The 13,194-nt window shown below is 35.8% G+C and carries 10 protein-coding genes and 4 tRNA genes; 8 read left to right on the top strand and 6 right to left on the bottom strand.

Annotation, left to right across the window (positions count from 1 at the left end):
* The coding region (locus EAH81_RS22830) for a transposase (RefSeq protein WP_241676537.1) at positions 1-274 on the top strand (274 nt) is incomplete at its 5' end.
* 96 nt (positions 275-370) lie between these two features.
* On the opposite strand, the gene EAH81_RS22825 is transcribed toward EAH81_RS22830, so the two are convergent.
* The 4 genes from EAH81_RS22825 to EAH81_RS22810 all read right to left on the bottom strand — a co-directional run bounded on the left by EAH81_RS22825 (position 371) and on the right by EAH81_RS22810 (position 879).
* A tRNA-Arg gene (locus EAH81_RS22825) sits at positions 371-444 on the bottom strand.
* 86 nt (positions 445-530) lie between these two features.
* Positions 531-604 (bottom strand) — tRNA-Arg (locus EAH81_RS22820).
* 32 nt (positions 605-636) lie between these two features.
* Positions 637-711 (bottom strand) — tRNA-Pro (locus EAH81_RS22815).
* Positions 712-792: 81 nt separating this feature from the next.
* A tRNA-Ser gene (locus EAH81_RS22810) sits at positions 793-879 on the bottom strand.
* A gap of 239 nt (positions 880-1,118) precedes the next feature.
* Here EAH81_RS22810 and EAH81_RS22805 point away from each other — a divergent pair.
* Both EAH81_RS22805 and EAH81_RS22800 read left to right on the top strand, forming a co-directional pair.
* The gene (locus EAH81_RS22805; protein WP_140511310.1) at positions 1,119-2,297 is read left to right on the top strand and encodes an acetyl-CoA C-acyltransferase; all 1,179 of its coding nucleotides are present in this window, start codon (positions 1,119-1,121) and stop codon (positions 2,295-2,297) included.
* Positions 2,298-2,365: 68 nt separating this feature from the next.
* A complete protein-coding gene (locus EAH81_RS22800) occupies positions 2,366-3,127 on the top strand; it encodes a C40 family peptidase (RefSeq protein WP_140511309.1) in 762 nt (253 codons plus the stop codon).
* A 208-nt stretch (positions 3,128-3,335) separates the two neighbouring features.
* On the opposite strand, the gene EAH81_RS22795 is transcribed toward EAH81_RS22800, so the two are convergent.
* Positions 3,336-4,181, bottom strand: a complete 846-nt coding sequence (locus EAH81_RS22795; protein ID WP_140511308.1) for an AraC family transcriptional regulator — start codon at positions 4,179-4,181, stop codon at positions 3,336-3,338.
* A 118-nt stretch (positions 4,182-4,299) separates the two neighbouring features.
* On the opposite strand from EAH81_RS22795, the gene EAH81_RS22790 reads away from it, so the two are divergent.
* The 5 genes from EAH81_RS22790 (at position 4,300) to EAH81_RS22770 (ending at position 8,380) form a co-directional block, all read left to right on the top strand.
* Entirely contained in the window at positions 4,300-5,286 is a 987-nt protein-coding gene (locus EAH81_RS22790; protein WP_140511307.1) for an aldo/keto reductase, read from the top strand.
* Between the two features lie 365 nt (positions 5,287-5,651).
* The gene (locus EAH81_RS22785; RefSeq protein ID WP_140511306.1) at positions 5,652-6,254 is read left to right on the top strand and encodes an NAD(P)H-dependent oxidoreductase; all 603 of its coding nucleotides are present in this window, start codon (positions 5,652-5,654) and stop codon (positions 6,252-6,254) included.
* A gap of 19 nt (positions 6,255-6,273) precedes the next feature.
* Entirely contained in the window at positions 6,274-6,552 is a 279-nt protein-coding gene (locus EAH81_RS22780; protein ID WP_140511305.1) for a putative quinol monooxygenase, read from the top strand.
* Positions 6,549-7,547 carry a zinc-dependent alcohol dehydrogenase family protein gene (locus tag EAH81_RS22775; protein WP_410501119.1) on the top strand — a complete coding sequence of 333 codons (999 nt, stop codon included), beginning with the start codon at positions 6,549-6,551 and terminating at the stop codon, positions 7,545-7,547. Before EAH81_RS22780 ends, EAH81_RS22775 begins: the two co-directional genes overlap by 4 nt.
* A 356-nt stretch (positions 7,548-7,903) precedes the next feature.
* Positions 7,904-8,380, top strand: coding sequence for a DUF3291 domain-containing protein (locus EAH81_RS22770; protein WP_140511303.1), 477 nt, complete (start codon positions 7,904-7,906; stop codon positions 8,378-8,380).
* 104 nt (positions 8,381-8,484) lie between these two features.
* Here EAH81_RS22770 and EAH81_RS22765 read toward each other — a convergent pair whose 3' ends face one another.
* Entirely contained in the window at positions 8,485-13,008 is a 4,524-nt protein-coding gene (locus EAH81_RS22765) for a PKD domain-containing protein (RefSeq protein ID WP_140511302.1), read from the bottom strand.
* Positions 13,009-13,194 lie beyond the last annotated feature (186 nt).

Raw genomic sequence — 13,194 nt, 5'->3', positions numbered from 1 at the left:
AGGTATTTACAACAATCATAACAATAAACACATTGCGATGACCAAACTGGCACATTGGTACAAGAATGTAGAAGATTCAGGGTTTAAAAATTTTAATATCCTTTTAAATACTATAACGGTTAATTACCAATCAATCTTAAACTATTTTGGCAATAGAAGTACTAATGCTTCTGCAGAATCATTCAATGCTAAAGTAAAAGCGTTTAGAAGTCAATTTAGAGGAGTGCGTAAAGTAGATTTCTTCTTGTTCAGATTATCTAATCTTTTTGCCTAATCCCCAACTTTTGCACCTGATCCAAATTCATTCCTAATTTTCGTGTTGATCCCATAAAAAAAGTCTATTTCGTAATGAAATAGACTTTTTATTAAGTGAACGCAGAAGGATTCGAACCTTCGACCGCCTGCTTAGAAGGCAGGTGCTCTATCCAGCTGAGCTATGCATCCATTTATTTTTAAACTTTACTAGCAAAGTTATAATTTTATCTAACGAAGCTAAATAAAAAAGCCACTCGATAGAATGGCTTCTTATGTGAACGCAGAAGGATTCGAACCTTCGACCGCCTGCTTAGAAGGCAGGTGCTCTATCCAGCTGAGCTATGCGTCCATTTGTTTTTAAACTTAATGGCAAAGTTTTAGTCGGGGTGGCAGGATTCGAACCTGCGGCCTCCTGCTCCCAAAGCAGGCGCGATAACCGGGCTACGCTACACCCCGAAGATTTTATTTGTACTATTCCCTATCTTCAATCGGGACACTTTATCGAATTAATTTAAAATCCGAAAAGCAAAAATTAAGCGGAGAGTAAGGGATTCGAACCCTTGGTACAGTTACCCATACGCTTGTTTAGCAAACAAGTCCTTTCGGCCACTCAGGCAACTCTCCAGCTCAAGGAAACATGTCCTGTTTTGCGGTGGCAAAGGTATGACAACATTCCATATCTCACAACTATTTTTGCTGTTTTTTTAATCTTTTTTCAATCTTTTTTTTAAATCACTTCACAATCAAACAAATAGAATTAGCAAAAATTTCATCTTAAATTTAAAATCCAATCGAATTGCCCCAAAATTTGAATTTATTCAAATAAAGAGTAAATTTGCTTGATTAACTAATATTAACAGAAAATGAACAAAAGAGTTGTTATCGTTTCTGCCGTTAGAACACCTATCGGAAGTTTCATGGGAGGGTTATCTACCGTACCCGCACCAAAATTAGGTGCTGCCGCTATAAAAGGAGCACTACAAAAAATTAACTTAGACCCAAAATTAGTTGATGAAGTATTTATGGGTAATGTGGTACAAGCCGGAGTTGGACAAGCACCAGCACGTCAGGCTGCACTTTTTGCCGGTTTATCTGAAGAAGTAGCCGCTACGACCGTAAACAAAGTTTGTGCTTCAGGAATGAAAGCTGTAATGTTCGCCGCACAGGCAATCGCTTGCGGTGATGCTGAAATTGTTGTGGCTGGAGGAATGGAAAACATGAGTTTGATTCCGCATTACGTACAAATGCGCAACGGAACTAAATTTGGTCCTGCAACTATGCTTGACGGAATGCAAAAAGATGGTTTGACAGATGCTTACGATAACAACGCAATGGGAGTTTGCGCTGATTTATGTGCATCAGAATACAACATCAGCCGTGAAGAACAAGATAATTTCGCTATTCAATCTTACGAAAGAAGTGCAAAAGCTTGGGACGCTGGAAAATTTGACAACGAAATTGTTCCTGTTGAAGTTCCGCAAAGACGTGGTGAACCAATCATCATTTCAAAAGATGAAGAATACACAAACGTAAAACTGGATAAAATCCCTTCATTAGCTGCTGTTTTTACCAAAGATGGAACTGTTACTGCTGCAAACGCCTCCACAATAAATGATGGAGCTGCTGCTTTGGTTTTAATGTCTGAAGAAAAAGCAATCGCATTAGGATTAAAACCCCTAGCCTACATAAAAAGTTATGCCGATGCTGCGCAAGAGCCAAAATGGTTTACTACAAGTCCGGCAAAAGCATTACCAAAAGCCTTAGACAAAGCAGGAATTGCAATTGGTGATGTTGATTATTTTGAATTCAACGAAGCTTTTGCAGTTGTTGGATTAGCAAATTCAAAAATTCTTGGCTTAGATAACGATAAAGTAAACGTAAATGGTGGAGCAGTTTCATTAGGACATCCTCTAGGATGTTCGGGAGCAAGAATCATCGTAACTTTGCTAAATGTTTTAGAACAAAACAATGCTAAAATCGGAGCTGCTGCAATTTGCAACGGCGGTGGTGGTGCATCTGCAATTGTTATCGAAAGAGCTTAAACAATATTTAGATTAGGAGTTATCCATAAAACGATAACTCCTAATTTTCAACTTATAAATTACCCTAAATGTTCGGAATTTGCAATCTAGCCATAGTACCCGTTCGATCTGAGCCAAGTGACAGAAGTGAAATCGTTACACAACTTTTGTTTGGCGAACACATCGAAATTTTAGAACGCCAAAATCAATGGGCGCGAATAAAAATTCAGTTTGATGATTATGAAGGTTGGGTAGATTCTAAACAATACCAGGTAATTTCTGAAGCAAATTATAATCAGCTAAGTAAGGAAGCCATTATTCTTAATGCTGATTTGATTGATTATATCAGTGCACCTGATAATTTATTATTACCAATTCCGCTTGGTGCTTCTTTATCTTTTTTAAATAATAGCGAAATCAACACATCCAACTTTGATTTCGAAGGCACAAAAATTAGCGGTATAAAACCTAAAAGCGCTTTAATAACTACTGCTTTTATGTATTTGAACGCTCCGTATCTTTGGGGCGGAAAAACACCTTTTGGAATCGATTGTTCCGGTTTTACACAAATGGTTTACAAACTAAACGGCTATAAAATTCATCGCGATGCCTCACAGCAAGCTCTTGACGGAGAACCTTTAAGTTTTATTGAAGAAAGCGAAGCTGGAGATTTAGCCTTTTTTGACAACGACGAAGGAAACATCATCCACGTCGGCATCATAATGGACAATAACTACATCATTCACGCCAGTGGAAAAGTCCGCATTGACCGTTTAGACCATTTAGGAATTTACAATCCAGAATTAAACAAACACACGCACAAACTACGTGTAATCAAGAAGATCATTTAAACACGAATTTCACAAATTAACACAGATTAAAAAATTCTTTTAATTTGTAACCCGAGCGATAGCGAACTTACGTAGCAAAATCGGTGGCAAAAAAATTCGTGCAAATTAGTGTAATTCGTGTTTAATTATTTATTCTTTAATCTATAATAAAAAAATCCGCGATAATCCGAGTTTTCGCTTGCGAATCCGTGTCATCCGCGTGCTAATTTCACGCACTAATACGAATAACTTTCCTAAACTCAGACGGACTATTCCCTCTTTGTTTCTTAAAGAATTTATTGAAATGACTTTCATCCGTAAAGCCAAATTCATACGCAATTTCGTTGATGCGTTTATCGCTGAACTGCAAACGATGTTCAATCAGTTTCGTTTTATAATTACTAATATATTGTTGCATGGTTTCGTTTGCATGTTTCTTAAAATAACGCCCTAAATACGTATTCGAAATTCCAAAATACTCACTAAGGGATTCCGCTTTAATTCTTTCAGGATAATAAATATTATTCTGAATATATTGCAAAATATCCATCGCTTTAGCCTCACAGCCAAGATTTACCTGCTCTGGCAAATACTTGGCAATATTTCTGGCAACAACGATAATCAAAGTATTTACTAATTGCTGAATCAACTCTTTATTATAAACATCTTTATCCTGATGTTCGCGAATAATAGCTTCCACCATCACTTTTACCAGACATTTATCGGCATGATTTTTCAATATACAACCCGGCTGATGATTTGCGTTTTGAAGAATATATTCTAAACGCTGAATATTCTCGTTTTGCAGACTTGAATTTTTCAAATAAATATCATTGAATCTCAAAAAGAAAAACTTTGTTTTGGTTTCAATCGTAAAATTATGACAATCCTCAGGCGTCAATAAAAACATATGTCCGGCATCATATTCAAATACATTTTTATTAATACACTGCCTTCCTGTTCCGTCTAAAATATAAACCAATTCAAAGAAATTATGACGATCTCCAACATCCGGATATTCATCCAGAGTTTCAAAAGAAACCGTAAATGGCTCGTATAAATTTTCTTTTTTCATAATGCTAATTTTATTTGAAGTTGCAAATTTACATAAAAAAGACAAATATATACAACTTTACACTCATAAATATGGTATAATTTTGCCAAACAAATTTTAAGCATCAAAATACAACATTATGGAATATAGAAAATTAGGCAATAGCGAACTCGAATTATCAACTATTACATACGGCGCATTTGCCATTGGCGGAAACATGTGGGGCGGAAACGAAAAAGCAGATTCAATCGCTTCAATTCATGCTTCAATCGATCATGGTGTTACCACAATTGACACCGCTCCTTTTTATGGATTTGGTTTAAGCGAAGAAATGATTGGTGAAGCTTTAAAAACCCAAGACCGATCAAAAGTACAATTATTGACTAAATTTGGATTAGTTTGGGACGGAAGCAACAACGGAAAAGGCGAATTCTTTTTTGATGCCGAAGACAACGGAAAAAAAATCCCAGTTTATAAATACGCTTCAAAAAATAGCATTATAAAAGAAGTCGAAGAAAGCTTAAAACGTCTTCAAACCGATTATATCGATTTATTGCAAATTCACTGGCCAGACTCCACTACTCCAATTTACGAAACAATGGAAGCGCTTGAAACCTTAATCAAACAAGGAAAAATTAGAGCAGCCGGAGTAAGTAATTACAGTCCTGCACAAATTCAGGAAGCACAAAAAACAATTCAGTTAGCCTCCAATCAGGTTCCTTATAGTATGTTGAATCGTAATATCGAAACCGATTTAATTCCGCTTACGATTGCAGAGAATATTGGAATAATCGCTTACAGCCCAATGGAAAGAGGTTTATTAACCGGAAAATATTTTACAGACAGCAAACTAAAAGACAATGATCATAGAAATGGTTATTTCGGACAATTTGATCTTCAAAAGGTAAAAACCTTAGTCGAAGAATTGAGTTCTTTAGCCAATGCAAAACACATTTCGATCTCACAATTGGTTTTACGCTGGACCACTTTACAAAAAGGAATCACAATTGTTTTAGCCGGAGCAAGAAACGCAGAACAAGCCATTTCTAACGCAAAAACAATGGATTTTGATTTATCTGGTTCAGAATTAGATTTCATTAATCAGGCCATTTCAAAATTAAAATAAATAATATTTAAACACATAGAAACATAGTAACAAACATAGTTTACACAATATTGTCATTCCGAGGAACGAGGAATCTTCGCGAGAAACTCTACAAAGATTGGCAATTCACTACACGGAGTTACTTGCGAAGATTCCTCGTGCCTCGGAATGACAAACTTTGAGAACTGTATATAAGAAACTAGCTTCCAAACCTATGTTTCTATGTGTTTAAAAAATTATACTCAACAATAATAAGAATTTGGGTGTGCCCCTCCGGGTCGGGCTATTCGTTACAATCTTTTTTATAAATAGAAAAAAATTATAAAAAAGGATTTTCACTTCTATCCCTCACACAAAACCCACGAATCAACAAGAACATTTACATTATGAAGAAAATATTTATCATCAACGGAAGTCAAAATTTCGCGCATTCAGGCGGAAAATTCAACCAAACCGTTACAGACTGGACAATCGAATACTTAACAAACAGCAAACAATTCGAAATAAAAACAACCGATATAAAACAAGAATTCGACTTAGACAAAGAAGTAGAAAAATTCGTTTGGGCAGATGTAATCATTTATCACACACCAGTTTGGTGGTTTCAATTGCCAAACCAATTCAAAAAATACATCGACGACGTTTTTACAGCCGGACATCAAAAAGGAATTTACAAAAACGACGGAAGAACCAGAACAAACCCAGACATTAATTACGGAACCGGCGGACAATTACACGGACGTAAATACATGCTTACCACAAGTTGGAATGCGCCAGCAACTGCTTTTACACTTCCGGGAGAATTCTTCGAAGAAACATCTGTAGATGACGGAGCTATGTTTGGTTTCCATAAAATGAATAAATTTACAGGTATGGAAAAACTAGACAGTTTCCATTTTCATGACGTTGAAAAAGGTGCTACTGCAGAAAACATTGACATCTTTAAAGAAAACTACACCAAACATTTAGAAAAAACTTTTAACTTTTAACCTTTAACTTTTCACAATTATGATATCAATTACAGCAATATTCAAAAGCAAACCAGAAAATATCGAGCAATTCCAAAGCATGCTAAATCATTTGGTTACCGAAACCAGAAAAGAAGCTGCCTGTGTTCGTTACGACCTTCACGCATCTGAAAATATTTTCATCATTTGGGAAGAATGGAAAGATCAATCCGGTCTTGATATACACAACAATCAACCGTATTTACTTGATTTCGTTGCCAAAAGCGAAACTCTGGTTGCAGTACCAATTCTGGTTTACAAAACAGTTCAAATTTTATAATCAAAAAAATGAAAGCACTTTTCACAAACACATACGAATCTGATTTTGTAACCACAGAAACAGCAAAACCAACTCCTAAAAAAGGAGAAGTTTTAGTAAAAATACACGCAAGCGGCGTAAACCCAATCGATAATAAAATCAGATTAGGAGTTTCGCCTTATGCATCGCCCGTTTTACCAGCCATTTTAGGAACTGATCTTGCCGGCGTAATCGAAGCAATTAGTGAAGGCGTTACCGACTTTAAAGTCGGTGATGAAGTTTACGGACTTGCCGGAGGAGTTTTAGGTCTTCAGGGAACTTTAGCCGAATATACTGCTGTCGACACTGATTTATTAGCCATAAAACCAAAAAACCTAACCATGAAAGAAGCTGCCGGAATTCCGTTAGTATTACTTACCGCTTGGGAAGGTTTGATTGACAGAGCCAAAGTACAAAAAGGTGACAAAGTTTTGGTTCATGCAGGTGCAGGCGGTGTTGGTCACATGGTGGTTCAACTTGCCAAAATTTTCGGTGCTGAAGTTTATGCAACCGTTTCTAAGCAAAAAGAAGCTATTGTAAAATCCTATGGAGCAACTCCTATAGATAAGAATGCTCAGGTCGAAGATTACGTAAATGAATTTACACACGGAAAAGGTTTTGATATTATATACGATACTCTTGGCGGACAATCTTTTGATGATTCCTTAAAAGCTATTCGTCATTACGGTCAAATTAGCAGCTGTTACGCTTTCGGAACACATACTTTAGCAACAAGTTCGCTTCGTTCTGCCAGTATTCATGGTATTTTTGTTCTGCACCCGGCAATCAGTGGCGAAGGAAGAAAACACCATAGTGATATTCTAACCGAAGCTGCAAAACTATTCGAAGAAGGAAAATTAAAACCACTTATAGATCCCAGAAAATTTACTTTAGACAACGCAATGGAAGCTCATAAAGCCGTAAGTGACGGTTCAGCGGTTGGAAGAATTGCTGTCGATGTAATTTACCAACATTAAGTCCCTAACGGGACTTTTTTTACCGACGTTTTGTCCCGATAAACAATGTCATTAAGTTAAAAAGCATCTTTAATATTATACCGAATAAATCTCGCGCAAAGTCGCAGTCCCGAGGCTTCGGGATCAAAGAATGTAAACTTGGCGGCTTTGCGACTTTGCGCGATTTTTTTTTAACCATAATTGTCTAAAAAAGCTTAACTTAATAACATTGTCCTAATGGGCTTTTTTGATTACATATTGATTCTGGAAACAAAATCTGATGAATTTTTCACATTAAAAAAGGTTATTGTTAAGAATATGCTTTAAAATTTACTCCAAAAAAAACTAACTTGCCTCATATTCAAAACCATACCAACATGAGCAATTATCATCTTGCCGAAATTAACATTGCCAAAATGAAAGGCGTTGATATCAACGATCCAATCATGAAAGAATTTGTAGACAACTTGGACCTCATCAATACGCTGGCTGAAAAAAGCGAAGGATTTGTCTGGAGATTAAAAGACGACAGTTATAATGCCACAAATCTGAACCCTTATAATGACGAACAGATTATTGTAAATGTTTCGGTTTGGGAAGATATTGAAACGCTGGAACATTATATGTACAAAACTTTTCACAGCGATTTTTTAAAACGCCGTAAAGAATGGTTTCTGAAATTCGGAAAAGCAGCTACAGCGATGTGGTGGATTCCAAAAGGACATATTCCAACTCTTGAAGAAGCTGTTGAAAAATTAGACTATTTACAACAAAACGGACCGTCGCATTTGGTTTTTGATTTTAAAAATAAATTTTCCGCACCGGAATTCAAAGATGTATCTGCAATAGAATAAATTCTTTTTTTTTATTTATCTATAAATATTTTTAGATAAAATAATATTAAACAAAACAGGCTGTCCCGCAAGAGACAGCCTGTTTTTATCTACAAAAAAATAACCTATTGTTTTATAATTTTCTGAGAAAATGTCTTCGTGGCAGAAGATGTTACATTAAGAAGATATACTCCTTTTGCCTTACCGGATAAATTAATAGTCTTGTCATTATTATTATCGCCAGAGAAAGTCTCTTTATAAATAACTCTGCCTAAAATATCATGAATAACTACAGTATAACTATCTGTAGAAGTAGGCGTAATCAAATGAAACACATTACTTGACGGATTCGGGTAAACCTGAACTCCTGCTAAGATATTCAGCAGTTTTGATTTAGAAACTGATAAATTTGGACCATTTTCTACTTTTAAATTATCAAACCAAATTCTGGTTCCATATCCTGAAGTATTTTTAATTTTTACCAAAACGTTCTTTTGCATTTTTACGATACTCAAATCAACTTTTTCTTTTCTCCAATCAGCATCTTTAGTCGGAATCCAGTCGTTTGTTTCGTTTGCTGCCGTTGTTGCAGGATCATCCTGAATTGCCGGAGAAACAGTTTGTAATTGTATTTGATTTTTAGAATACACATTAGTCCAGTTAACACCACAATCTGAAGAAACTAAAATATCAATTTTATCAGGAGCCGGCGTAGGATCTAAAGCGTTTAAATACTGTGTATAAGCCAAATCAAAGTATAAAAATGGTGCTGTTGTCGCAGAAAAATCTAATGATTTTAAGATCAGCTCATCTACTTTGCCCGTAGGATTATCGGCATTGTTAATGATCATACAAGACAAATCTCCTTTGCCCGCATCTGAACGTTTTTCCCACGTAATGGCATCTTTGTCAGGATTAATAATTTCCCAATCCTGAATTGGAAAAGTACCTTCAAAATTCTCTGAAAAAGGAATGCTGTTTTTCTCCTTAATAACCACTAAGTTCTTTTTTAGGCTTTTTGTACCCGTTCCGTTAGAATTTGAAGTTTCTAATGTTACATTATAGCTTCCTGCATTCTCATAAACTACAGCAGGATTCTGACTTGTAGACGAAGAAGGCGTACCTCCCGGAAATGTCCATGACCAAGAAGTTGGTTCTCCAACAGATTGATCAACAAACGCCAAAGGCAAATCGCTGCATTGTTTTTTATTGTCAATTAGAAAATCTGAAAACGGTTTATTATCTGAAATAACTTTTAAATTATCAAACCATATTCTGGTTCCATATCCTGAAGTATTTTTAATTTTCAACAAAACATTCTTTTGATTTTTTACAATACTTAAGTCAACTTTTTCAACTCTCCAGTCAGAAACTTTGGTTGGAGTCCAATCGTTAGTTTCATTCTTTTGAGTTGTAGTTGGATCATCCATAATTGGCGGTGATACGGTTTGCAGAGCAACATTGTCTTTAGCATAAACACTCGTCCAGGTAACACCACAATCTGAAGAGGCCAAAATATCTATTTTATCAAATGCATCCGAAACACTTGGATCCGTATTTCCGGAATTCAAATATTGTGTGTACGCCAAATCAAAATACAAATAAGGTGTTGAAGCAGTCGTAAAATCCAATGATTTGAAAACAAGTTCATCAATTTTCCCCGTAGGATTATCAGCATTATTAATAACCAGACACGACAAATCTCCTTTACCAACATCTGAGCGTTTCTCCCATGTTATGGCATCCTGATCAGGATTAATGATTTCCCAATCCTGAATTGGAAATGCCGACTCAAAATTTTCTGCATAAGGAAGGCTGTTTTTGCTTTTTACAACAACTGCGCCTGTTTTTACTATCGTAGATCCCGTACCATGAGAATTGAAAGCAATTAAAGTTACATCATAATTTCCCGGAGTATCATAAACAACAGACGGTGTTTTACTTGTAGAAGTAGAAGGTGTTCCACCTGGAAACAACCATGACCATGATGTAGGTTCACCTGTTGAGTTATCCTTAAATGCAATTGGTAAATCACTGCACAATCTTTGGCTTTCTATTGCAAATTCTGAAAATGGAGTTTCTTTACTGTCAAAAGTGAATTTCAAATTATCAATCCAAATCCTTGAACCGTATCCTGAAGTGTTTTTAAACTTAAATAAAACATTAGACAAACCTTTATAATTAGACAATAAAATTCTTTCTGTTCTCCAGTGTGAATCTGATGTTGGAACCCAATTATTTGGATCTGTACTAACAAAAGTTTCTAATTGTGTATGAGTTTTTAAATAAACACTTTCCCAGGTAAGACCACAATCTTTTGAGGCCAAAACTTCAAGAACATCCGGACTTGCAGCATCAAATTTCGCGTAAGCAACATCAAATGAAAAATCTGTGATTCCGACAGATAAATCAACCGGTTTCAAAATAATTTCGTCAATTTCTCCAACCTTACTATTGTCGGCATTATTCATTACCATACTTGATGGAGAATTATGTCCAACATCGGCACGTTTCTCCCAAGTTAGTTTAGTATCAGGATTCACTATTTCCCATTGTTGAGGAGGAAAAGAATCTTCAAAACCTTCTGTATAAGAGATTCTATCCGGATCAACAATTGTGATATAATTATTTTTAGTAAGCGTAGTTCCTGTTCCGTTAGTATTTGAAGTAGAAAGAGTCACTGCAAAAGCACCTGGCGAATTATACGTTACAACCGGATTTTTTTCTGTAGAACTTGCCGGAGTACCACCTGGAAAAGACCAATTCCATGAAGCTGGATTTCCAGTTGAAACATCCAAAAAAGGAACTGCAATACTTGTGCATCTTGTACCTCTTGTATTTGAAGCAAAATCTGAAACCGGAGTAGCAGCCTGAACAATAGCAACATTTACATTATCAATCCAGATTCTGGTTCCATATCCGGACACATTTGCAAAACGAATAGAAACATTATTATTCCCTTGATAAGCACTAAGATCTACAACTTCTTTTCTCCAATTAGCATCAGTAGCTGGTATCCAGTTATTGGCTAAAGCTGTAGGAACTTGTGTCGTTTCTAAAATGTTGTGCGTTTTAGAATACACATCATTCCAGGTAAGTCCGCAATCTGTAGAAACCTGCACTTTTAAAACATCTGGGCTCGCATCATCAAATTTTGTGTAAGCAACGTCAAAAAACAGCTGACTATTTTGTCCAGCCGTAAAATCAAAATAAGGCAATCTGATATAATCCAACGCTCCAACAACCGCATTATCTGCATTGTTCATAATCATGCAAGAGCTATCATTATGTCCGGTATCTTTTCTTTTTTCCCAAGTCAATCCTTTATCGGGATTTGTAATTTCCCAACCTTTCGGAGGAAAAACTCCTGCAAAATTTTCTGCTAAGTTTGAGTTCGATTTTTGATCGACTTCAATATAATCTACTATTTCTTTTGTATTTGTTCCAAGAGAATTAGTTACTTCCAGTGTCACTTTATATTTTCCTGCTGCAGCATAAGTCACACTCGGATTCAAATCTGTAGAGGTTGCCGGAGATCCACCTTGAAAAGTCCAGACCCTTGAAGTTGGCAATCCTAAAGAAACATCCTTAAAAGCAACTGTTTTTCCGGAGCAAATAGAAGTCGTATTACTGCTGAAGTTAGCTATTGGCGCAGCGGCAATAACTCCAACCGAACTAAGATTACTTTCCTGCCATAATACACCACGAGGATATTTGGCAACCGTCATATCATCTAACCAATACGTCATTGCATTCGTTTGATCTCTGGTGTACATATTCTGGCAATCTGTATTGTAATCCATGTGATTTTCAGCATTCGCATAAACACCACAGCTATTTAGTACATTTCGAGTACAGCCTTCTGCAACTTTAGTTGGCGGAGTATCAGCCATACCATCATTAACAGGATCACAATCATCCTGAAAAGTATGTTTTAAACCAAAATAATGACCAAACTCATGTGTCATTACTTTTGCAAAAGTAGCACTGGCATTGGACCCACAAGTACTCCCAATATATCTGTGATTGTAAGCAACACGAGGAATTGCGTCCTGAATAGGTAAAAAAGCATGTCCGGAACCAACAGATCCCTGACCCGTATTTGGCTCATCAACAACCAAAACATCTAGATAATACCTGTTATTCTTTCCGTACCATATATAATCGTAAATCCTGTTATCGTAACCATCAACAATATGCGCATCAGTATGCCAGTCTAAACCGGCAATTTCCAAAGGATTCCCGTCCGGATCAACGGTAGCCAAAACAAACTGAATATTCAATTTACTTTTAACAGCATCAAAACGTGGATCTGTAGTTGCATACTCCGGAAATAAACCATTAAAATCTTTATTTACCGTAAGCAATGCATCATCAATCCTGCATTTCATTTGCTCTTTGGTAAACACATTATTAATATTTGTTCCATCGGCCAGAATATGAAACACCACCGGAATAATGTAAGGAGTTGTAGCGGTCTTTCGCGTATTGCTTTTTTTCCAGGTTTTAATTTTGGAAAGCGATTTCGCAAAAGCAGCTTCTTCCTTTTGAGACAATTGAGTTCCGCATCCAATTAGATTTTGGTTTTGCCCAAAGGAAATTAAAAATTGCAGTATAAAAACTGCTGTAAAAAAGTAGGTTTTTCTCAAAATAATAATTTGTTTTTTCAGGTTAATTGTTCTTTTAAATAAATTATTATCATAAAATAAATCAAAAATTTTAGCTTAAAAAGCAATTATATTCTTAAATTATTTCCAATAATATATTTTGATAAAAATATTTAATTCACACCCAAATAATCGATATTATCTTATTGTAAAACAATTGTATATTAT

It is taken from the genome of Flavobacterium pectinovorum (assembly GCF_006438875.1).
Lineage (GTDB): Bacteria > Bacteroidota > Bacteroidia > Flavobacteriales > Flavobacteriaceae > Flavobacterium > Flavobacterium pectinovorum_A.
Note: the sequence above shows the minus strand (reverse complement) of the source record. Positions and strands in the feature narration are given on the sequence as shown.